20 protein-coding genes are annotated in these 23,024 nt (G+C 42.0%); 12 read left to right on the forward strand and 8 right to left on the reverse strand.

Annotation, left to right across the window (positions count from 1 at the left end; translation table 11 throughout):
- Positions 1-350 precede the first annotated feature (350 nt).
- A complete protein-coding gene (locus I3254_RS10165) occupies positions 351-989 on the forward strand; it encodes a hypothetical protein (RefSeq protein ID WP_238052772.1) in 639 nt (212 codons plus the stop codon).
- Between the two features lie 178 nt (positions 990-1,167).
- Here the strand turns inward: I3254_RS10165 and hemJ are convergent, their stop codons facing one another.
- The 6 genes from hemJ to serB all read right to left on the reverse strand — a co-directional run bounded on the left by hemJ (position 1,168) and on the right by serB (position 6,830).
- On the reverse strand, positions 1,168-1,602 hold the full coding sequence (gene hemJ, locus I3254_RS10170; RefSeq protein ID WP_238052773.1) for a protoporphyrinogen oxidase HemJ: 435 nt from the start codon (positions 1,600-1,602) through the stop codon (positions 1,168-1,170).
- A 40-nt stretch (positions 1,603-1,642) separates the two neighbouring features.
- On the reverse strand, positions 1,643-2,806 hold the full coding sequence (bioB, locus tag I3254_RS10175) for a biotin synthase BioB (RefSeq protein ID WP_269117539.1): 1,164 nt from the start codon (positions 2,804-2,806) through the stop codon (positions 1,643-1,645).
- Positions 2,807-3,051: 245 nt separating this feature from the next.
- A complete protein-coding gene (locus I3254_RS10180) occupies positions 3,052-3,558 on the reverse strand; it encodes an SCP2 sterol-binding domain-containing protein (RefSeq protein WP_102090478.1) in 507 nt (168 codons plus the stop codon).
- 206 nt (positions 3,559-3,764) lie between these two features.
- On the reverse strand, positions 3,765-4,157 hold the full coding sequence (aciT, locus tag I3254_RS10185) for an AciT family ciprofloxacin tolerance protein (protein WP_238052774.1): 393 nt from the start codon (positions 4,155-4,157) through the stop codon (positions 3,765-3,767).
- A gap of 282 nt (positions 4,158-4,439) precedes the next feature.
- The gene (locus I3254_RS10190; protein ID WP_238052775.1) at positions 4,440-5,435 is read right to left on the reverse strand and encodes a DUF368 domain-containing protein; all 996 of its coding nucleotides are present in this window, start codon (positions 5,433-5,435) and stop codon (positions 4,440-4,442) included.
- Between the two features lie 204 nt (positions 5,436-5,639).
- A complete protein-coding gene (serB, locus tag I3254_RS10195) occupies positions 5,640-6,830 on the reverse strand; it encodes a phosphoserine phosphatase SerB (RefSeq protein WP_238052776.1) in 1,191 nt (396 codons plus the stop codon).
- 449 nt (positions 6,831-7,279) lie between these two features.
- On the opposite strand from serB, the gene I3254_RS10200 reads away from it, so the two are divergent.
- The 6 genes from I3254_RS10200 to I3254_RS10225 all read left to right on the forward strand — a co-directional run bounded on the left by I3254_RS10200 (position 7,280) and on the right by I3254_RS10225 (position 12,398).
- Complete coding sequence (locus I3254_RS10200) at positions 7,280-8,731, forward strand: hypothetical protein (protein ID WP_238052777.1); 1,452 nt, start codon at positions 7,280-7,282, stop codon at positions 8,729-8,731.
- Positions 8,732-8,917: 186 nt separating this feature from the next.
- Positions 8,918-9,154, forward strand: a complete 237-nt coding sequence (locus tag I3254_RS10205) for a hypothetical protein (RefSeq protein ID WP_057761656.1) — start codon at positions 8,918-8,920, stop codon at positions 9,152-9,154.
- Between the two features lie 307 nt (positions 9,155-9,461).
- Entirely contained in the window at positions 9,462-10,019 is a 558-nt protein-coding gene (locus I3254_RS10210) for a YecA family protein (protein ID WP_201568674.1), read from the forward strand.
- Between the two features lie 108 nt (positions 10,020-10,127).
- Entirely contained in the window at positions 10,128-10,568 is a 441-nt protein-coding gene (locus tag I3254_RS10215; RefSeq protein ID WP_238052778.1) for a YbjQ family protein, read from the forward strand.
- A 93-nt stretch (positions 10,569-10,661) separates the two neighbouring features.
- Positions 10,662-11,168: a heavy metal-binding domain-containing protein gene (locus I3254_RS10220; protein WP_238052779.1), complete on the forward strand. Its 507-nt coding sequence runs from the start codon at positions 10,662-10,664 to the stop codon at positions 11,166-11,168.
- A gap of 306 nt (positions 11,169-11,474) precedes the next feature.
- Positions 11,475-12,398, forward strand: coding sequence for a bile acid:sodium symporter family protein (locus tag I3254_RS10225; protein ID WP_101206055.1), 924 nt, complete (start codon positions 11,475-11,477; stop codon positions 12,396-12,398).
- A gap of 190 nt (positions 12,399-12,588) precedes the next feature.
- Here I3254_RS10225 and I3254_RS10230 read toward each other — a convergent pair whose 3' ends face one another.
- Positions 12,589-13,731, reverse strand: coding sequence for a formate/nitrite transporter family protein (locus I3254_RS10230; RefSeq protein ID WP_238052780.1), 1,143 nt, complete (start codon positions 13,729-13,731; stop codon positions 12,589-12,591).
- A gap of 260 nt (positions 13,732-13,991) precedes the next feature.
- Here I3254_RS10230 and I3254_RS10235 point away from each other — a divergent pair, with 260 nt between their 5' ends.
- The 5 genes from I3254_RS10235 (at position 13,992) to I3254_RS10255 (ending at position 21,847) form a co-directional block, all read left to right on the forward strand.
- A complete protein-coding gene (locus tag I3254_RS10235; RefSeq protein ID WP_238052781.1) occupies positions 13,992-16,961 on the forward strand; it encodes a valine--tRNA ligase in 2,970 nt (989 codons plus the stop codon).
- Between the two features lie 152 nt (positions 16,962-17,113).
- Complete coding sequence (locus tag I3254_RS10240; RefSeq protein WP_238052782.1) at positions 17,114-17,554, forward strand: hypothetical protein; 441 nt, start codon at positions 17,114-17,116, stop codon at positions 17,552-17,554.
- A gap of 139 nt (positions 17,555-17,693) precedes the next feature.
- Positions 17,694-18,302: a hypothetical protein gene (locus tag I3254_RS10245; protein WP_238052783.1), complete on the forward strand. Its 609-nt coding sequence runs from the start codon at positions 17,694-17,696 to the stop codon at positions 18,300-18,302.
- A complete protein-coding gene (locus I3254_RS10250; protein ID WP_238052784.1) occupies positions 18,295-20,004 on the forward strand; it encodes a hypothetical protein in 1,710 nt (569 codons plus the stop codon). The genes I3254_RS10245 and I3254_RS10250 overlap by 8 nt, the downstream gene beginning before the upstream one ends.
- Positions 20,005-20,551: 547 nt before the next feature.
- The gene (locus I3254_RS10255) at positions 20,552-21,847 is read left to right on the forward strand and encodes a VWA domain-containing protein (protein ID WP_238052785.1); all 1,296 of its coding nucleotides are present in this window, start codon (positions 20,552-20,554) and stop codon (positions 21,845-21,847) included.
- Positions 21,848-21,967: 120 nt separating this feature from the next.
- Here I3254_RS10255 and I3254_RS10260 read toward each other — a convergent pair whose 3' ends face one another.
- Positions 21,968-22,864 (reverse strand): ABC transporter substrate-binding protein, encoded by an 897-nt coding sequence (locus tag I3254_RS10260; protein WP_238052786.1) that lies wholly within the window; start codon positions 22,862-22,864, stop codon positions 21,968-21,970.
- Positions 22,865-23,024 lie beyond the last annotated feature (160 nt).

Genomic DNA, 23,024 nt, shown 5'->3' on the forward strand with positions numbered 1-23,024 from the left:
AATGTCAGATTGAGTAGTCATTGCTTATTCTCCTGTTAATGGATTATAAGCAGTTACACAGTTTTTAGGAAACTCCCGAGTAATTAGTATCTTTTCTTAATTTCGTACTTTACCAAAGCATAGCTATTATCTTCGTATTATCTAAACTTCTAACTTAAGTGTCATTTTAAACCTCACTCGACGCGCCTCTCCAATATTGTCATCTATCAGTATATTTATACCGTCTATCACCTATCGCAGGCGAATAGTGCTTGCAGATTTGTGCGCAAATGGTTTATAAGTAGGATTATAAAGTTCATTCTTACTATTATCGACACTGTCATTGAGATCTGATTGACAAGGAGTTAGTCATGCTGCGTTTGTCTATACCGTCAGTCGCCGCATCGTGCGGTTTATTCTTATTTACCTGCGGCATGATGGGGCAAGCCCATGCAGATAGTATGAGTATGCTTATCGCTCAGAAATCAGCTCAATCAACGACGAATACATTCTATCGTTATCCTGAGGTAACACGTCAAGCGCCTACAGTCTTACCGGCGTTTTTATCAGGCAGCTATGACAATGTTGATAGCGAGTACCTACCGCTGCTGAGCAATGCAGAGACGCAGAGTAGTATGGCAGCACGTGAGGTGGTCAGTACCGCCCGCAAAATGGCACTTAACGAGCGCACGATTATTCAGGGTGGCTGCTGGGACTATTTAAATGCTGTATTTAATCGGGCAGGGGTATTGCGTAATACCATACACAAAGGCACTTATGCGCAAGGGCCCTATGCTAGTAGCAGCGAGATTGAAGCAGGCGACTGGCTCTATTATATTAACCATGGCTACAATGGCGTCGAGCATAGTGGACTGTTCGTCGGTTGGGTCGATGAGCATGCCAAGCAAGCATTGATACTGAGCTATGCTGGCGAAAATCGCCGTGAACCAGCTCGTTATCGCGTTTACGATTTAAGTAATGTTTATCAAATTATGCGCCCTAGCGTCTGATACTCAGTGTGCAGGATTTAAGATTTAGCAGCAGTTACAATTGAATAGCACGTTCAAAATATACAGCTAACGGTATTAATTCTATCTAATCTACAAGCTATATTAAATTCAAAAAAAAGCGTCCGTCACTGGTTAAAGTGACGGACGTTTTTTTGCAGGTTAGATGATTTTTCTGAACCTAAAACGGTTTTACCACGACTAAAATAACGATAAATATCAATGCAAACACTGGTATTTCATTAAACCAGCGCCAAAACTTATGCGTTTTATAATGTGGGTTATCAATCAGCTTTTTACGATATAAGCCGCAAGCGCCATGATAGCCTGATAGCAGCACGACTAAGAGCAATTTAACATGTAGCCAACCTTGGGTTTTGTACACATCCCAGCCCAGCCCCAACATCCATAGACCAAAAATCCATGTCGCTATCATCGATGGGGTCATGATACCGCGATATAGCTTGCGCTCCATAATGGCAAAGCGCTCATGGCTGATGCTATCGTCACTCATCGCATGATAGACAAACAGGCGCGGCAAATAGAATATCGCCGCAAACCAGCAGACCATCGAGATAATGTGCGCCGCTTTAATCCAGTTAAAATAATCTGCCATCGTAGTTTCTCTTGCTTAACTTGTATTTTTTAGCTTGGGCCTACTCTGCCAACACAACTTGTGTTTGATGACCATTCATAGCATCCATCACAGGCAGTACTTTAGGCGCTCTTGGTGCGGCAAACTGTTTGGTTAGGCCAAGCTCACGCATGAGTCTATCATCGCCTGATTGGCTCGCGTTACCAGTGGTAAGAAGCTTATCACCATAAAAGAATGAGTTAGCACCTGCCATAAATGCCAACGCTTGCTCAGAATCAGATAGACTTTCGCGACCAGCAGATAAACGCACGTAGCTAGTCGGGCAGCAAATACGGGCGACCGCAATAGTACGAATCCACTCAAGTACAGACAGCTGACCTTCGGCCAATACTTTATCACCAATCGGTGTACCTGCAATAGGCACCAGCAAGTTGACTGGAATTGATTCAGGCGCTTTTGGCATTTTTAGCAGCTCAAGTACCCAGTCGATGCGGTCGTCACGGCTTTCGCCCATACCAACGATATTACCACTACAGACATTAATGCCAGAGTTACGCACGTTTTCTATCGTGTCCAAACGCTCATCATAGCTACGCGTGCTGACGACTTGTTCATAGTAGCTGCGCGAAGTATCTAGGTTATGGTTGTAATAATCTAACCCTGCATCGGCCAACTGTGTCGCTTGATTGGTATCGAGCATGCCTAGTGTCATGCAAGTTTCAAGTCCTAATGCTTTTACTTCTTTGATTAGCTCAACCACATAAGGCATATCTTTGGCACTTGGGTGTTTCCACGCGGCACCCATGCAGAAGCGCGATGAGCCACTATTTTTGGCGCGTTTGGCCGCTGCGATGACTTTGTCAACTTCTATGCGCTTTTCTGCTTGTAGTTTGGTGGTGTCGCGATGGTGGCCTGACTGCGAGCAGTAGCCGCAATCTTCAGGGCAATTACCCGTTTTGATAGAGAGTAGCGTGCTGATTTGTACTTCATTGGCAGTAAAATGCTTTCTATGGATGGTTTGCGCTTGTAACAGCAAGTCCATTAGAGGTAAATCAAACAGTTGCGCGATTTCTTCACGGTTATATGTCGTAGCTACTTTACTATCAGTTTGAGTCGCGTCTGTGGCTAGATTGGCCAAAAAATCACTGTTGGTCGTATCTGGCTGAGTGGCTACATCAGTTGGCTGGGTGGCGTCAGGTTCGGAGATGCTAAGCAATCCTGCCATAAGGTAAGTCCTTTTATAAGAATTAGAGGGTATTAAATAAAACCAATGTTTTTATCTATTGTCATTTATAAGGTAACAAAAAAGGTTGCCGTATAGTATACCGCAACCTTTTTAGAAAATCAGAACACTGCTAGACAGTATGTATAATTGTCACAGTAGCGCACATAAATAGTAACTATACGTTTGGCTATTTAATTCTATATCATCCATTCTACCAATGACTACCGCTCAGTGCACCATTCTTTTTATTTACCAAGTTTGTGCTTAGCGATACCAACCCAATGCTCAGCAAATTTCTGTGCTTTATAGGCGTAAGGTTTGGCTTTTTGGATATATGGTTTGCACTCTTCTGGAATAGCTGGAACGATATGCTTAGCAAGTTTGTTAAACCACATCATTAGGCTATAGTCGCCTTCGATGCTCAAGTTACCTTCTTGTACAGCAGTCATAAAGGCAGGTAAGCTACCTTTGGTTAGCAATCTAACGCCAGTCATAGAGTCTTTAAAAGTGATGGTCAAATCGGCTTCTTTTGCATGGCCGCTTTGTTGACTGAATTGTCCATTGTCAAAGCTAAAAGAACGGGCAATATCAGACTCAGTACTAGCAAACTCAATCGTAACTTGACGATCAGCGAACAACGCTTTGACGTCTTCGTTATCGCTATCAGCTAACATAGACAAACGATAGCCAACGACAGCTAATAAAGCATCTAATGGATCAGATTTGATATCTAATACAGGAACAGTAAACATAGCAGAACTCCTAAAGAAATGAGGCATAAAAATAAAGCGTACTTTATACCAGTTTTTATGACAAATATATAACTGGATTATAAACTATCACAGGGTGCCAACTCTTTAGGAGTTAAGTAGAGAGCGTTAAGTATCTTGTAACATTCGATGTCACTGACGTAAGTAAGGTATTGATATAAACAAACAGAGGTATAAATAGGACAGTTTTAACGGAAACGTGGCTGATAGTTATCATCGTAGACAGGAGTGTGTTCGATATAGCGTGCGGCTTCTAGCTCACGTTGCTGACTAACGGTCTGACTCACATCATCATAGCGTAATGCCCGATACAGTACCCAAGCTGCCAACGGTAACCAACTGATGCCCATAGCGATGATATAGCGATGCCATGACGATAGCTCCATCAACATAGGACGACCGGCTAATATATTTTGAATCAACTCAACGGTGAACCAGTAAGCCATACCGCCAAACAGATATAGCAGTAGCCAACGATATGACGATACGGCAAGCACCCCTACTAAACTGGCTAGCAGTCCATAACCAAGCCATGCCGAGCCGCTCCATGCCTCTACACCGATAAAAGAAAATATAGTCATTAACATCATTCATCTCGCTATTCATAAGGTGAATTCCAATGAGACTATTATGAGAGGTTATTGAGTAAAGCTGAAGAGGGTACAGGCGACTTTGCGACAACCGTTGACGTTTGGTTTTTTAGCTTGTTTTGCGATATTTGATGGCTAGATGTTAGGCTAAGCGCCGTGAGGGGTGGCGCTTATTTTGAGTGATATGGAAATGGTTTTGTTTGCTCGGGAGGGTGTTTATTAGCTAGCAAACCATGCCAAACTAGCAAATAGGACTGACAGTTCGTTGAATACTTAGACTCGATTGGTACGATTACCCCACCAAGATAATAGCGAAACTAAGATAGCACCGAGTAGCATAAGTCCTACTGTCGTTGACCACTGTGCGCCAGTAGGATATTGCCACGGCATTACGTTATGGACAGCTTCAGTATTTAGTGAGCCTAGCGCATCTACTTTCCATGGCCATACTTTTATTAGAGAGCCTGCAATAAAGCCTGTCAGCAATGCTAAGGTAGCCTGATAATAATGCGAGAGCAGCCACTTAAGTGCGCGCGTGAATAGCAATAGCCCAGTCGCCATACCCGCAATGACTGTGAAAATGGCACTCAGATTCATCGTATCGACTGCTTCTAATACTGCATCGTAAGCGCCTAGCAATAGCAAAATAAACGACCCTGATATTCCCGGTAGGATCATGGCACAAATAGCAATTGCCCCTGCAAAAAACAGATACGGTAAGCTAGGCGTGGTCGTGAGTAACGGCATACTACTAATGACTACGGCGGCAATAAGTCCAGTCGCGAACAGTACGACACGTCCTATATTCCAGCGCTTTATCTCACTGAGTAAGATAAATACCGTTGCAACGACCAGTCCAAAAAAGAATGACCAAATAAGCAATGGTTGATTGTCCAATAAATGCTTAATGATACCGGCTAAGGTCGCAAAGCTAGTGGCAATACCCAGTAGCAAACACAATAGAAACGTCGCGTCTACTTGGCGCCAAATTGCAGCGAATCCTTTGATGCCACCTTCCTGACGAAATATCGTCCAAAGATTGGGGCCGATACTACCAAGCGCGTTAATCAAGCGCTCGTAAATCCCTGCAATCAGCGCAATAGTGCCGCCAGAGACGCCAGGTACGATATCAGCTGCTCCCATGGCCATACCTTTGACATAGATACCTACCAGCTGCTTCGGGCTATCGGTACGTACAGGTACCGTATCTGGCTCTAATGGTGTTGGCGCTGACGGCTGAGTTGGCCGTGGAGATTGTGGTGCCGTCATGGGCATTCCTTTATCATTTAAAAATAAGTGTCATCTAAGTGGATTAAAAACGGTTAAATCTTGTCAAACATCGCCAGATAGCTAGTTAATATACCGATACTATCTACGCTATTTTTCTTGTCTAAGCCACGCCCTAAAGCATAAAAGCCAGATTAATGACAAAACATTAACCTAGCTTATTGAATGGCATAAGGCGTTCTGCAATTACTCAGTAGGCGCCAGTGCAGGATAGCCAAGAGCGTACAGAGTACCTTCAAGCCCTGTCACGTTGATAGCGGCATCAGCACGTGCTTGAACGATTGGTTTGGCATGATAGGCCACACCCAGATCAGCCAGTGCCATCATCGGTAAGTCATTGGCCCCATCACCGACACAGACCACTTGTGACATCTCAATGCCTAAGCGCTCAGCGGTATGCTCAACGATAGCGGCTTTTTTGGCACCATTGACAATAGGCCACTGTACATGACCAGTGACTTCACCTTCTTCAATATCTAAAGCATTGGCATGCACTTCATCAATACCCAGCTGCTCAGCGATATAACGGGCAAAATAAGTAAAGCCGCCTGAAACTAGCACCGTATGATAGCCCAGTGCTTTTAGCGCGCTGATCGTCGTACGCGCACCAGTCGATAACGTTAAGCGACTACAGATATCATCAAGCACATCAGTAGAAGTCCCTTTTAGCAAGGCCACACGCTGAGCAAACGATTCATCAAAATCAATCTCGCCGCGCATTGCTGCTTCAGTGATGGCTTCTACTTCCTCGCCAATCCCAGCCGTTTTTGCCAGCTCTACGATGACTTCTTGCTCAATCAAGGTTGAGTCCATATCAAAGCAGGCAAGTTTGTGCGTCCGCAGCATATGACCGACAGACAATATATGACAGTCTACGACGTTTATGTTGCCTGTGCTATCTGCACTGCGTGTATTGTTATATTCTTCAGTTAGGTCATGACGCAAGCGAGCGGTCAGCTGATCATCAATGATGTGAGCGGCTGCGGTTTTTTTGCCAGGGTGCATCAGCGTGTCAGTAACTGGTACTAGCAGATAACGATAGACCTGTGTATGGGTAAAGGGTAGGCGTTGTGCGTCTGCTGCTGTAGGCTCTGTATCAGATACTGTGATATTGACGAAGCTAGCGTCAGTATCTTCGGCAACGGTCACTAGATGCCAACTTGGCTGTTCATCGACCCACGACTGAACGTACTGATGAATATCTAATGCAGATACCTGAGTCGGCAGTACTACGATGAGCGCAAAAACAGGTAGCGACTGTAGCGCATCAAAGTCTTGCAAATTGGTATCTTCGGGTAATAATGCCGCAATAGAATCAACGGCTTGTTGCCATGCTTTGCTGTCTTTTGGTAACGAATAAGGTGTATTTTTTGGCATGGCTCAATTGTCCCTTGTATGCTCATATAAGATTAGGAATAATAACAGTTTTACTGGGCAGCGCCTATAGATGACGCGCAAAGTAACAATGATGCTAAAAAACAGATTTTATGGCGTAAGAAGCCATAGAAAATGCAAGAAAGTTATTATGATAAATTTATAAAGCGCTCACGCTATAAGGCTTATTATGGTGATATAGTAGATGAGATAAGCTGGCTGTTTATCAACGGTGCTTTCTTATTAACGATGCCTTCGCAAAATATAATAAGGCAAAAGATAGCGAAGTTGGCAACAATATTGATGCTGTTGATAGTCGTTAATAATCAGTACTGCTTTAACACTATGTGCGCATCACAGTTGGCGCACATCAAAATTGTTTAAAAATTAGCCAAAAAATGAGCAGTAGCCTCGTTTTTTAATTTCTTCTCTCCAAAAAAGTTTAACATATCATGACGTATTTAGCGCCGCGGCAAGGGTTGTTTGCCATTATTCTTCTGGTTAGTTTTTGTTTGCAGACGCTGTTATTGGTCATTAGTACTGACCAACAGCTGAGCAATAGTCGTGCGTTAAAAGGCGAGCAGATGGTCGCCCAGCTGATTGATGAAGCAAGGTTGTCTTTAGAAAATAAAGACCGCGTGAGCTTAAGCGTTATTGCCAATCGCTATACCAGCGAGCAAGACGTCACACGGATACTGATTAAGGACAACAACGACGATATCTTGGTGCCAGTAGGCAATGCGCCGATGCAGCAAGGTGACACTATTCGTCAAATCGCCACCAATGGCGATGCAGTTATCGGTAGCGTTGCATTGACTTTGAAAGACGTTAGCAAAGGCGAGATTATCGCCATGCAATGGCCGTTTGTCATCGGTACTATGCTGCTACATTTACTGCTTTGGCTGATTTATGGTTACCTCGCTCGTCCGACCAAAGAGCAAATCAATGCATTAAGTCGAGATATCCAAGAGCTGTATCGTGACCAATACAGACCAGTCGATCAACGCGGCTATGACCGTGAACTTGAGCGCCAGTCAACGAGTCAACCAGCGTCTCATTTAGCAGACAGTCAAGTAGCGACTGATAATACTGCAAGCGCAGCAGATGACGAAATGACTAATACCCGCAAGTTTAATGTGCATAATGAAGTGAATGAGTACCTTAGAACTCAGCAAAACCAAGAGACAGGTAGCGATACTGACAATCTAGCGAGTGCGAGTGAAGGTAGCGAAATAGCGGATACAGACGGTGTTGCTTCTCAAGTTACCAGCCATACGTCTAAACTGTCTGCCACACGGTCTGTTGATAGCGTCAAAGTTCAAATTGTATTCCATGATGAGTTCAATATGCTTGAACGCCTTGCACCTGCGCAGCGTCTTCCATATCTAGCGCTCTGCACTCAGCTGCTGAATCAAGCCGTGACTGAGTTGCTAAGACAACCATTGCTGTTGGGCGTGAGCGCGATGAATGAAGCACATTTCGAAGATAATGGCGCAAGTGTGGTACTAAAGGCTGATAATAGCCATGCAAAAGTGGCACTCGCAGGCGTGATGCTTGCCAAGCTATACTTAATGCTCAACAAAATTATCCACGATAAGCATATTGAGCTGTCGCGCTTTGCCTTACCAGCAAAAGCGGGCGTCAGTGATGAGGCGCAGTCAGAGCCAATGACTCATTTGCTCCAGAGTATCGGCAAAAAAGAGCAGCTATTAATACTATTGCCAAATGCTGGCCTCAAGCAAATCAGCAATCATGTACAAGTACATAACATCATGCGTCCAACGACTGTCTATGAGCGTGAGTGTGCGATATTTGATGGGGCTAACGACTCATTGATTCAGCGTTTGGCCGATGTGCGCAACGCAGTTCTGATGATTGAAGATGAGGACGAGCTACACATTTAATGCCAACTGTATTTGGTCATTTATATTACAATTGTCTGTTATATAGCCTACTGGACTATCTTAATCGTAAGGTTGAAATGTACCATACTGCGAAAAAGGATTGACAACATTCAATAGAGACTTTATAAGGCATATATATATTGATGTATTCTTAATACCCTTGCCTAAAAATGATAGGAGTTTGTCATGAGTGACGCTGATATTGACGACGATTTTGATGATGATTTTGTCGACGATGATGATGCAAAGATGGTTGAAGAAGCTGAGACGAGCGTACGCACACGTTTAAGTAGTCTTGAAAAACGTCGGCTAATCGATAATTTGCTAGAAGAAAAGCGTTTGGCTAAAGAGTTAAAAGACGACCTAGACGACATAGACAACTTCGATGAAGACGGCGATGATTGGGATGATGACGATTTTTAATTTATCGGCATCAGTCGTTTCAGTGGACTAAAGTGCTTTAGTGGCTACTTTAATGACGGTAATTACTTTAATGACAGCGACTATTTTAATGACTAAAATCATTTAGCCAATCAAACTGGTTGCCTGCTGTTTTCTAATTTTCTAGGTTGCTTGCAACCAGTTCATTTCGATAATACTTACCTGATAGAGGTTGCTTGAGTTTGATTAACTAAGCAGCCTTTAGTCTCTACTTAAGTAATCGTCCTCTTTTATTTAACCGATCGCCCACTGCGATTGATGACATCTATCTGCTAAGGAAAACCAAATTATGAGTAACCAACTAAGTTTTGATGAATTACTAGACTATTTGGACAATCAAGAAAGCCAGTTTGTGCTAGATAGTGTCGCAGCGCATGGTTTTTTGACAGCGACAGTCATCGGTCGTCCATTGCCTAACTGGATGGATGCCCTGTTCGAAGGTCACGTAAGTGAGATTCCAGAAAACGTTATCGATGGCATCAAACGCTGGCGCGATTCGATCATGGCTGAGTTAAAAAATGAGACGCCTATTGAATTACCATTTGGTGAAGATGCTGGTAACGAAGAAGTGGCGGTTGATTTCTCTGACGAGTCAGACATCGTTGCTTGGTCAATTGGTTTTGTCGATGCCATGTATGGTGATGAAGCAAGCGATTGGTTTGAAGACGAAGAGACGGCAGAAGACGTGGCTGTGTTAACTTTGCCAATGATCGTACTAAGCGGTATCGATGATGAAGATCCAGAGCTGTCTGAGATGCGTAAAGACGAAGACAAAATGGTACAGATGGCCAATAGCATCGAAGGCAATTTGACTGAGCTGTTTTTGTTGTTTCATACCAACGATTAATAAAGCTAAGAAACAGCGCTGTTAACGGTGCTGTTTCTGTCTTGTCTATGCTGTATCGCAGCGCTTTGGTTTACCACGTATTTTATAAGTCACCGATAAGGTCATCCTATGACTGTGCAACTCTCTAACCTTGAACACTTACCTAACTATCAAATTACCGAACGCCTAGACGTGGTGTACGGTAGTACCGTGCGCTCAAAGCACGTCGGTAAAGACTTGTTTGCTGGGTTAAAAAACATCGTTGGCGGTGAGCTGACGGCCTATACCGAGCTATTAGAAGAGTCACGTCAAGAAGCAATCGATCGCATGATTGTCAAAGCAGAGGCGTTAGGTGCTGATGCGGTGGTCGGTCTGCGTTTTTCGACTTCTAGTATCGCCCAAGGTGCCTCAGAGTTGTTTGTCTATGGTACGGCGGTCAAGGTCGCGCCGATATCACAGGAGCAATATCAAAACCCACCAAGCGATGGTTACAACCATTCTAATCAAAATGTGAGTACTCAGACCCAAGTCGCACCTGATGACTTACCGCGTTTCAACCCTTTTGGTTAGTCCTATAATACTGAAAGCTACAATACTAAAAACTACAATACCGAATCCTATAATGCTAAAAGCACCGATGCTTTTTACGATGAGAAACGTGCTATGAATGATTCACTCACGCAAGTGCTCATCAATTATGGGCCGTTTGTCTTCTTATTCGCGGCTGGCTGGTTCTTCGGGTCACGCCATGAGCGTCAGCATTTGGCACAGCTAACAGTAGCAGAGCAAGCATTGGGCGATATCACTGTCTCAAGCGAACGTCTATATCGTCCCAAGTTAGCAGCGGGTAGTGAAGGCGAGCTTGTGCTTGGTAGTGTCGTCATCGCTCAAGATTACTTCAAAATGATCATCGCTCGCGTATTAAGTGTCTTCGGCAAAAACTTAACCACCTATGAGACTTTGTTAGATCGTGCACGCCGCGAAGCCATCGTTCGTATGCGGACTGAGGCAAAAGCCAAAGGCTACACGCATATCTACGGATTACGTCTTGAGGTAACCAATGTCAACCAATTAGGCAGTATGGTCGAAGCCATTGCCTACGGTACAGCTGTTATCAGTATTGACCATATTCACTCTACATCTGCTGTAAATCACAAAATCCCCGCTTAAATCATTTCTACTTTTTTATCAAGTGTAAAAACCTATAATTGACTGACGAGTAGTCAGAAAAATCAAAACCATACACTTTTACAACGATATACTGAATTTTGCCGTTCCGTTATTATTTCGGTTCGTAGTAACCAGTTTTATCAAAAATTGTCGGTTTAAAGAACACGACTGTATGGAAAAGTGTCATATAAAGAGCTGACAACGTCGGTGGCTTTTACCCAAGATATCAGCAGGATTGGCTGATTGAGCATGACGAGGTTGTCATAAACCTGCCCGTGTAAGGGCTCTATCTACAAGGATGTAGTTATGGAAGGTGTTGAGTTAGTCACGTTTATAAATGCAAAAGTCATTCCCATTAGTATCTTTTTGATTATGATGGGGATGGGATTGTCCTTAGTTACCAATGATTTTAAGAGAGTCGTCAAATACCCTAAAGCAGTCGCTATAGGCTTGACCAATCAGCTAATATTCTTACCGCTCGTAGGTTTTGCTTTGGCAACCTCCATGTCTCTCGAGCCAGAGTATGCCGTTGGGGTTATGTTGTTGGTACTGTGTCCTGGTGGCACGACATCGAATCTATTTACCTATCTAGCCAAAGGTGACGTCGCACTTTCGGTCACCATGACCGCTATTGCCAGTGTCATTACCGTATTTACCATTCCTATCGTCCTTAGTTTTTCGCTCGTATACTTTATGGGTGCGGGTAGTGAGTTCCAGCTGCCAGTGGTCAAGACCATGATCAGCCTAATTGCTCTGACTATTTTACCCGTCAGTATTGGTATGTTGATCAAACGTTATGCGCCTAACGCGGCAGACAAGGGACAGGTGATGGTGTCTCGTTTTGGCGTGATATTCTTGAGCTTCTTGGTACTTTTCTTAAGCTATGTGCAACGAGACATTATCGTTGAAGCGTTAATCGCTACTGGCCCTGTGGCATTGATATTGAACGTATCGACGATGGCGCTTGGTTATTACACCAGTAAATGGTTCGGTCTAAACCCTGCACAAAGACGCTCGATTACTATGGAAGTCGGCCTACAAAACAGTACGCTTTCAATGTTTATGGCACTGACGCTATTGGCCAATTATAAGATGTCGATGACGCCAGCCATTTATACGCTAATCATGTTCTTGACCGCGGGTATCATGGTCAGAGTATTTACTGCCCAGCACAATAAAGCCAAAAGAACCGAGATAGAAAACAGCGTATTGGCAGCACGTAGAATGTAAGAGATTTAAGATAATCGTAGTAACGCATTGTTGCGCCAGTTGAGACAGTACTTGGCAAAAAATCAACAGTGTATGATGCGATAAAATAAGCCCATAATCCGCTTTGTATAATGAAGCAGGTTATGGGCTTTTGCGTTTAACGCTCGTTTTAACTCAAATCAGTTTTATCTCAAATCAGTTTAGCTCAAACTTAGAATCTTCGTCTGTCCATTTTCGCTCTTGCCTCGGCGGCTTGTTCTTTGACTTTTTCAATTTCAAATAAGAACGTACGATTTTTAAGTACCGCGACGAATACCACACCGCCGACCGTATTGCCCACCAGTACCACAACTAAAAATACCAAGTAGCGCCAGAGACTGACGGTATTGCCATATAGCAGTGCTGAAAATACCTCGATATTACCCACGATACTATGATGCAAGCCTAAAAATCCAATGCTACCAGTGATAAGCGTCACCAGTACGATACGGCTAAGCGTATCTCGTGCAGAGGTCACCAGCCATGCGGCTACACCCATCATCCAACCTGCCAGCACGGCGCTACCAAAAATAACCCACCACTCAAAACCTAAGATATGCTCGGCATAAACATCGATAGCATGGTCTGTAAACAGATGCATATGCAGCCCTAGACCAATCATTAGTGCCGCAAAGATACAGCCACCAACGATATTACCAGCGATAACAATGCCCCATAGCCGCAGCAGTTTGTGCAGCGGTTCAATTTTATTTAAGACAGGCAGGCTTAAGAGGGAAGTCTGCTCCGTAAATAATAACGACTGACCAATCACCACGATAATAAAGCCGATCGGATACAGCAGTGACGACAGCACCATGGCATAGCGACTTGGTATCACGTCATTAAGTAGGGCAAACGCTGATAAAATCATAAAAAAGCTGATGCCAATCTCTAGACCAGCTGTAAAGGCGCTGGTAAATAGCGAGCCAAGTGAACGCTCAAAGGTTTCTTTTGCGTGGATAACTTGCTCGACTAAGATACTGGCGTAGCTTTTCGCTTGGCTTAAATTGTCATCACTGGCAACCTTTTTAATGGTTTCTTTGTCTTCGTCGCTGATTTCTTCTGGCAGGTCGTCATTTTCTAAGTCTTCGGTGGCTTTGATAGGTTCGTCTGCGTCACTATCTGAAGTTTCGTTTGCATGACTGTCTGTAGTGTCGTCTGCGTCCTTATCTATCTTACCGCTTTGGGAAGAGTCGCTGCTTTCTTCTAACGTATGATTATCTTTAGGCATAGGAGGGGTGGTGTTCACGCTCACACGCTCGCTGTCTGATAGATTAGCCTGAGAATCATGGTCATGCTCGGTATCTTGGGACACGGTTGGCTCGCTGGTTATAGGCTAATGATTTTGTTGCATAAGTAATCTCTATTATATTTCCCATTCTTCTGATTGCTGTTGTTAATTGATTAACAATTTAGGTAATAAATCGCCTTCAGGCTTTATAAATTGTCTTACCATCTAACAAAATCTGCCTATCTGCGTTAAAATCACACTATCAACTATTTTTCCTGTTTTTATAGCGTTGTGCGCTATCTCATTTTGACCAAATTCATTATCAACAATAAGATAACCCTATTATGAGCAATCCTAATACCGATACCAGCATTGATAGCAATGCGAAAACCAATCTGACCCAGTCGATCCAAGCGGCGCTAAGCCAATTAGAGAGCGCCTATAACCCTGCGGAAGTTGAAGCAGGTATGTACCAAGGCTGGGAAGAAAGCGGCTATTTTCAGCCGACTTTTGATAAAGACGAGTCATTTTCTATTGCCTTGCCACCGCCAAACGTCACTGGTTCGCTACACATGGGTCATGGTTTTAACAATGCGATCATGGATGCGCTCACCCGTTATCACCGTATGGATGGTGACAATACGCTGTGGCAGCCGGGTACGGATCATGCGGGTATCGCAACCCAGATGGTCGTTGAGCGTCGTCTGGAAGCGCAAGGTATCAAGCGCCGTGATATGACGCGTGCAGATTTCATCGATAAAGTCTGGGAATGGAAAGAAGAGTCGGGCGGCAATATCACTAGCCAAATTCGCCGTTTGGGCAGCTCGGTTGATTGGTCGCGTGAGCGCTTTACCATGGATGATGGTCTGTCTAATGCGGTAAAAGAAGTGTTCGTTCGTCTGTTCGACGATGGTTTGATTTATCGTGGTAAGCGTTTGGTCAACTGGGATCCAAAGTTCCAAACCGCGCTGTCTGATTTAGAAGTAGAAAACCACGACGAAAAAGGTAGCTTGTGGCATTTCCGTTATCATTTCACAGATACAGAGCTACTAACTCAAGATGGTAAAAACTATCTGGTCGTTGCGACTACGCGTCCTGAGACATTGCTTGGTGATACCGCTGTCGCAGTTAATCCTAGCGATGAGCGTTATGCGCATTTAGTCGGAAAAACTATTACCTTGCCAATTACGGGTCGTGTCGTGCCTATCGTCGCTGATGATTATGTCGAAAAAGACTTCGGTACAGGTTGTGTCAAAATCACCCCAGCGCATGATTTCAACGACTATGAATTGGGTCGTCGTCATAGCTTGCCATTGATTAATATCCTTGATGAGCGCGCTAATATCTTGCCAGCGATGGAAGTTTATCCTGATCTGCAAACGCGTGAGCCAGAATTAGAGACCACGCCTAGTGAGTACGCAGGACTTGAGCGTTTTGCGGCGCGTAAGTTCCTTGTAGAGCAAGCAGGCGAGCAGGGCTGGTTAGAAGATATCGAAGACTATGCGCTAAAAGCCCCGCGTGCTGAGCGTGGCGGCACGATCGTTGAGCCGTGGTTGACCGATCAGTGGTATGTCGCGGTTAAAGAGCTTGCCAAGCCTGCGATTGACGCAGTAGAAGACGGCAGCATTGAGTTCGTCCCTGCACAGTACAAAAACATGTATATGGCGTGGATGACCGACTTGCAGGACTGGTGTATCAGTCGTCAGCTGTGGTGGGGTCATCGTATCCCTGCATGGTATGACGATGCGACAGGTGAAATATATGTCGCCCGTGACGAAGCGGAAGTGCGTAGCAAATACAACTTAAGCGACGATGTAAAACTGCGCCAAGATGATGATGTGCTCGATACGTGGTTTAGCTCTGGTCTATGGACGTTCAGTACACTTGACTGGGCAGACGTCAACGCTGATCCACGCGTGATGGACACCTTCCACCCAACCAGCGTGCTCGTGACAGGTTTTGACATTATCTTCTTTTGGGTTGCCCGCATGATCATGATGACCATGCACTTCGTGAAAAACGAAGATGGCACGCCACAAGTACCATTTAAGACCGTCTATGTGCATGGTCTGGTACGTGATGGCAATGGTCAAAAAATGTCAAAATCAAAAGGTAATGTCTTAGATCCGATCGATCTAATCGACGGTATTGAGCTAGAAGCGTTGGTCGAAAAACGCACTAGCAACATGATGAATCCAAAAGACGCAGCCAAGATTGAGAAGCAAACGCGTAAAGAGTTCCCAGAAGGCATCCCAGCGTATGGTACGGATGCACTGCGCTTTACCTTTACCTCATTGGCCAGTACTGGTCGCGATATCAACTTTGATCTAAAGCGTGTTGAGGGCTATCGTAACTTCTGTAATAAAATCTGGAACGCCAGCCGTTTTGTACTGATGAACTGTGTCGATGGCGAAGGCAGTGCTAAGCCTATCGACCAAACGGCGAATCCTGACGTATGGGAATTGCCAGAAAAATGGATTATGAGTCGTCTAAACTCTAGCATCAAAGACATTCATCAACATTTCGCCCAGTATCGTCTCGATATGGTCAGTCAAGATATTTATGAGTTCATCTGGAATGAGTACTGTGATTGGTACGTTGAGCTTGCCAAAGCCAGCCTAAATGATGACTCGGTATCCGACGAGCGCAAAGCGCAAATCCGCTATGTGCTACTGCACGTGCTAGAGACGGCGCTACGCTTCACCCATCCAATCATGCCGTATCTGACTGAGCAAATCTGGCAGACCATCGCGCCGCTACTGGGTCGTAAAAACACCGACAGCATCGTGGTCGCTGATTATCCACAGACCGATGATAGCCAAATTAGTGAGCAGACTGAAGCGGATATGGCATGGCTACAGGAGCTAATCGCTAGCGTCCGTAACATCCGTGGTGAGATGAAACTGGGCAATTCGGTACGTCTGCCAGTGCTACTACAAAACGTCTCTAGCGACGAAGATGCGCGTCTATCCCGTATCAAAAACCAGTTCAAAGCGCTTGCCAAAGTCGAGAGCTTAGAGATCGTCAAAGAAGGCGATGAGGTGCCATTGTCATCATCAAGTATGGTCGGTCAGCTACGGGTACTCGTACCGATGAAAGGTCTGATTGATCCAACGGCTGAGCTGGCACGTCTGGGCAAAGCGCATGAGAAGCTACAAAAGCAAGCCGAAGGTATCGCGCGCAAGCTCGGTAATGAAGGATTTGTCAGTAAAGCGCCAGTCGAAGTAGTCGATGCAGAGAAGGCTAAGTTGGCTGAGTTAGAAGGGCAGTTGACGGCTATGGCGGGGCAGATGGAAGAGTTAAAGGCGTTGTGAAACTAATTAGCATTTATAGTTTAATGACGAATACATTATCTGAATACATTCGTCATTAGATGATTTATATAAATAGAGCACAACAAAAGTTTGTGATACAGTAATATACATTCAAATATTACAAATCAATCATGCAGTCTAGAGAAAATATAATGAGTTCTAAACCTATTCAAAAAATAATTTTTGGCAGTCCTGGTACTGGTAAAAGTTATATGATTGATAAAACAATCATACCTGAAGACCTTAAAATAAATAAACCTGAAAACATCATTAAGGCAGTATTTCATCCTGAATATACTCATGGTGACTTTATGGGTAAATTATTACCCATGACGCAAGATGGGCAGGTAGAATATAATTTCTATGAAGGTCACTTTTTAAAAGCGTTAAGTCAAGCTTATAAGAATATTTTGAGTACTTATGATAAGCATGAAAACAAGATTGAGGGTAAAGAGGTAGAAAATGTAGCATTGGTTATTGATGAGATAAATAGAGGAAACTCTTCTGCTATTTTTGGTTCTATATTCCAATTATTAGATAGAGAGGAAGATGGCTGGTCTAGCTATACAACCAGTATAGTCAGTTCAATATAAAAGAGGTACGTTTAAAATAGTGTTCTGCTAGTATAAACTTTCCTCGCTTGCTGTGTGCTTCGCACTCCAGAGGCTTCGAAAAATTTATCCTAGAAGCACTGTATTCTTTTTAAATTGAATCGACTATATTAATGGTGTAATGTTCATTAAGTTATTAGAATTATTAGATGGAGATTTTTCAAAGAAGAATAATGAGATTACTCATTTAAGTATTCCTCCTTTTAATAGCCAGAGCATTATGAGTTTACAACAAAAATTAAAATTTTTAAATTTCGATTTAATAAATAAAACTATAAAAATTCCACCAAATTTATCAATAATAGCCACTATGAATACTTCTGATAGCTCTATCTATTATATGGATAGTGCATTTAAGAGACGTTGGGATTGGGAGTTCATTGATATAAATTCAAATCTAATCAAGTCTGGAGGTACTGCATTTAATAACAGGTCGGATTGGGAGAATTTTATTAGAAAGTTAAATTCATTTATTAAAGATAACCATTCCTACATTCGGGGAATAGAAGATAAGCAAGTGGGAAAGTACTTTATAAAGGGTGACGTGATTTCAAAATCAGTAGTACAAAGTAAGCTGATGTTCTTTATTTGGGACAGTGTATTTACCAGAGATAAAAAGCCTCTTTTGGAATTACTAGATATTAAAGATAAAAATGAGTTAATAACTTTTGGAGATTTTTCTACAAAAATTGATAATTTTATTAAAAGAGTTGAAAGTTACAATGTTTAATTTTCATGAATTAAAGATAATCAAAGGTAAGGAGTTAGAGGAAAGAAGGTGTGGTTCTTTTGTAGGTATTAGAAGAGATAGAGATACAAAAGAAATGCATTTCATTTTACCGAGAGGTTTTGAGGATTTTGATCCTAATTATAATAATGTAAAATATTTATTTTTTAACATGTATAAAACTTTTAAAAAATTTGTAGATGAAAGGGATAATGTAGAAAAAATTCTTGATGATAAGCCCCAGTCAAAAGATAACATTTCTGTTAAAGGTAATGGTTCATATCGTTTTACTGATAGTAATGATAACGAAGTTATTATGTACAGTAAAATTGAAATGATTGAAGGTATGATAGAAGTACATAAAGAGCTAGATATTGAAACTTTGATACAGCAATCAGGTCTAGTAGAAGAAATTGATTACTCTAGAATTGATAATTTAATAAATAATGGGGTTTTTCTGAAAAATCATAGTATTCTTATTGATTTTATGGTTGGTGAAAGAAATATTATTCAAGGTATTCCAGCAGAAATCATAGAAATCTACTGTTATATATACAATGAGTTACTAGATGAGCTTGATTACGATATAAATGACAGAGTAAAAGATATTGCTTATAACTTTTCCTACAAAAATTTAACAGCCGAGCAAGGGCTTTTTAACGAACATACTTTTGAATCTACTATAACAATATTAAAAGATCGTTTGGATTTAGTACATAGATATACCGCTTACAAAGACTCGTCTTACTGGTTAATATACGATGCCGTCGAGAAATTTCTATATAGTGGTCTGATATTTGATAATGAAAATGAAGAAGGATTTTGGGGTATAAATAACTTCTCTCAAATATGGGAAGATATGTGTAATACCTTTTTTATTAATAATTTAGATAAAAGTGAAATACTTTATTGTGATTCGGAATTAAATTTTGAAAACAAGTTAAATAATATCATAAGAAGAAATTTTGGTGGTTTCAGTATATTGGTAGATAGAAATTTTGACAATAATTTTTATATAAAGTTTAATGAAAGTAAAAGATGGATGAGACCTGATTTAGTGGTAAAAAATAATGATATATCATCTTTTATAGAGCTATTATTTAATGAGGGAGTTATATCTTATAAAGTAGAAAAGAATAGAAATATATTCAATAATGAATATATAATTGTCAGTTTTTCATCTAAAAAATTAATTAATTATGAAGCTTCTGAACAGATGAAAATAAGTGCTTTCAATAAATTTATAAATAAGTTTGAAGTAATGGGGTTTAGAAATCCTAGAAAAATATCTAAAAAATATAACAGTCTGATTGTGAAAAAAATAAACTCAAAGCTATATCATTTAAATGGTATTTCCGAATCTATTTTTTTAGCTGAAATGAATGATATTTTCGAAGATGATAGAAATCGACATTCTAATCCAGATATTCATTGTATAGACTGGAAATACCTACCATTAGGTTACTTTGAAGAGAATTCGCCAGAGCTAAAATTAAATATAACTAAACAATTAACATATGATTTTTGTCTTCATAATAACCCATACTGTGAGAATAAGAGTATTCAGAGTCAATTTGGTATACCTTATTATACTTGCAGCGATGAATATTTTCAGCTTCATAATGATGAAGATAGTTCACTACAAGGTATTCAAATATGTAAGATGAACTTCAATAAAATACAGAGTGTATATTTAAATGCATAACTCCAGCTTTGAAAGTAACTATATATTGGATTTCAATTCCAATATAAAAAATGATATATCATCAAAATATATTAACGAAGTAGTCAGGAGTTTTTTAAACAAACTTAGTATAAGCGATTTTTCATATATAGAACCTGAAAACCAAATAACTTATTTAGATTTTAAAAAAAGAAATATTAAGTTCAACTATTTTTATGAAAATATTATGTTTGATGCGCTTAAAAGTGATAGTTCTGTAAAATTAAGAACAAAGGTTTGTGTCACTTTTGACAAGCGAGTATGTGACAAGCTCAATGTGGACTCAGGTAGATATTATAATACTTTGTCTGTTGGAGGCATTGATTTAGTATACTTCATATTATTTACACTAGATGAGGTATATGACTATATTTATAATAGCCATTAATTTTGTACAGTGAAAATATTTACTTGTAAAATATAGTTTTTTAATTCATAAATCGTGATTTCTTTCAAGGTGAGCATTTTTTCAATATCAGTAATTAGTCTATTATCTTCAAAGGAATAACACTTTAACGTAAGGAGCACAATGAACCATCTCACCGTTGGACAGCGCTTACCCTTAAGTAACCTTGCTATTGACGATACCGTACCAATAACGCTTAAGTTCACCCGCCAAAGCCCAATAGAGATGGACATCAGCTGCTTTGCCTTAGACGCAGCGGGCAAACTGATCAATGATGATTACATGGTGTTTTATAATCAGCCAACCTCACCGTGCGGGCAAATCAAGCTCACCCATTATGAATCGCAGCCAACAGCGAATAAAGGTATCCAAGCCGAGTTTGAAGTTAATTTATCCAAACTGGCGACTAATATAGACAGCTTGTTTTTTGTATTATCAGCCGACACGCCGCTGAATCAAATTCAATCGTTAGAGATTGGCATTTGGCAGCAGTCGCAAAAGGCGCAGGCGGAATATCAAGCAGCAGACTTTGCACAGCAGCAAGCCAGTATGTTGATGCAGCTGTATCGTAAGGGTGGCGTTTGGCGAGTATCCAACGTCGCGCAAGGCTTTAATGGTGGACTTGCCGCCATCGTGCAGCATTTCGGTGGTGATGTAGAAGAGAGCAGCTCGACAACAGCTGACGTAACCGTTACGCCAGTCCAAGCAAAACCGTCGTTAGAGAAGGTCATGCTAGACAAAGCGCCAAAACTGGTCAATCTGGCCAAAAAAGCCACGATATCGCTTGAGAAACGCCAATTACAGCAACTAACCGCAAAGGTAGCATTGGTGTTAGATGCCTCAGGATCAATGAACAGACAGTACAAAAAAGGCCGCGTGCAAGAGGTGGTCAATCGCATATTGCCATTGGCAGTGAACTTCGATGACGACCAAGCACTAGACTGCTGGGCGTTTGCCCGAGATCCGCAGTATTTGGGTGAGATTGGGCTGAGCAATTATGACGGTTTTATCAATAACGCTCATGGCGGCTGGCGCAAATGGGCACTTGGCCCGCGCATCAACAATGAAGCAGAGGTCATGAAAGCCGTGACGGAGTTTTATCAAAAAGATGGCTTAGATGTGCCTATCTACGTGCTATTTATCAGTGATGGCGGGGTGAATGACAATCGCGGTATCACGAGAGTCATGACGGAAGCGGCGAAACTGCCGATATTCTGGCAATTTGTGGGACTGGGTGGTCGCGGTTATGGCATTCTTAAGAAATTAGACGACATGACAGGGCGCGTAATTGATAATTGCGACTTTTTTGAACTTGACGATTTGGATGACATTAGCGAAGAAGCTTTGTATGAAAACATGCTAGAAGAGTTCCCAATGTGGCTCAAAGAAGCCAAGCAGCTTGGTATCGTGCAGCAATAATCTTGTCATTCTATTATCGTTGACTAAGTATGACTGGCTAATTATTACGAACTAAAAAACCGCAACAGCAAATGCTATGGCGGTTTTTTATTTTTCAAAATATCTTAACTTATAAAATATCTACAGCGCCCACAGCGATTGATACTGCTCATCAGTCAAGGTCACGATATCGATTTCAGCTAGCATCTCGCGCAATTCTTGCCATTTATCCGCATCAGGCTTGATAGGTGTGATCAATCTGCCCAGCGTATTATCAATGATAGCATCCATCAGCGTATCTGCCTCGGTCTTGCTATAGTCGTAATACATGCGGTGGGCAGTGGCTGGCTCGTTTTTACACAGCTCCGTCATCTGGTTGGTCACTTGGATAAAGGTATCTATCGCGTCCTTTTTCGCGCTATAGATCTCATCCGTCGTCAGAATCTCTAACGCCGAAAAGTTCGGATAAGGTGACAGATGCTGATCGATAAATTCAAAGTCCAACCCTTCATGAGTTGCCTCAACGCCTTCAAAGTTATAAAAGCACAGCCATGCACCATCTAGGCTTGGGTCTTCTTGTAGGTTTTTTATATGATAAAAGTCTTTTTGTACAAAGCTCACATTATCACGGCTGATACTAAAGCCATTTTTCTTGGCATAGCGCGCTAATATCTCAAAGCCAATACGATTGGTTTTTTCCTCAGTTGCAGGGGTACAGATGCGGATTGGCTGATTGTTTTTTAATTTATCCATGCTAGCGCGTTGCATCAATATGCCGCCATCGGTCTCAAAAAAGCAGCCCAGTGCACGTAGATTAGGCGCGTAATGTTCAAACAGATGGATAGGCTCATTGACATGCAGATCGATGCTCTGGTTCTGTAATTCGGCAAAGCCATCATAGTGGTCATCTGGCTCGATAATGGTGATATCGAGCCCTGCTTGCTCATATGCGCCCGTAGTCACACCAGCGATAAAGGGCAGGTGATCAGGGTTTAAAAACCATTCGAGGGTCAGAGTAAGTTTGGTAGTCGGCTGCATGGTTGTTTCCTTTTTAGGTATGGAAAACAATCAGACTGATACTATTAAAGTAAAACAAGAAAGGCCAAATAAGAAAAGTGAGGTCGCAATGCTAACTGTCAGATGCTCGGCGTTTGATATAGGTATCACGAGTACATCATCTATAGACTGCTCTTATTTA

It is taken from the genome of Psychrobacter sp. Ps2 (assembly GCF_022129405.1).
Lineage (GTDB): Bacteria > Pseudomonadota > Gammaproteobacteria > Pseudomonadales > Moraxellaceae > Psychrobacter.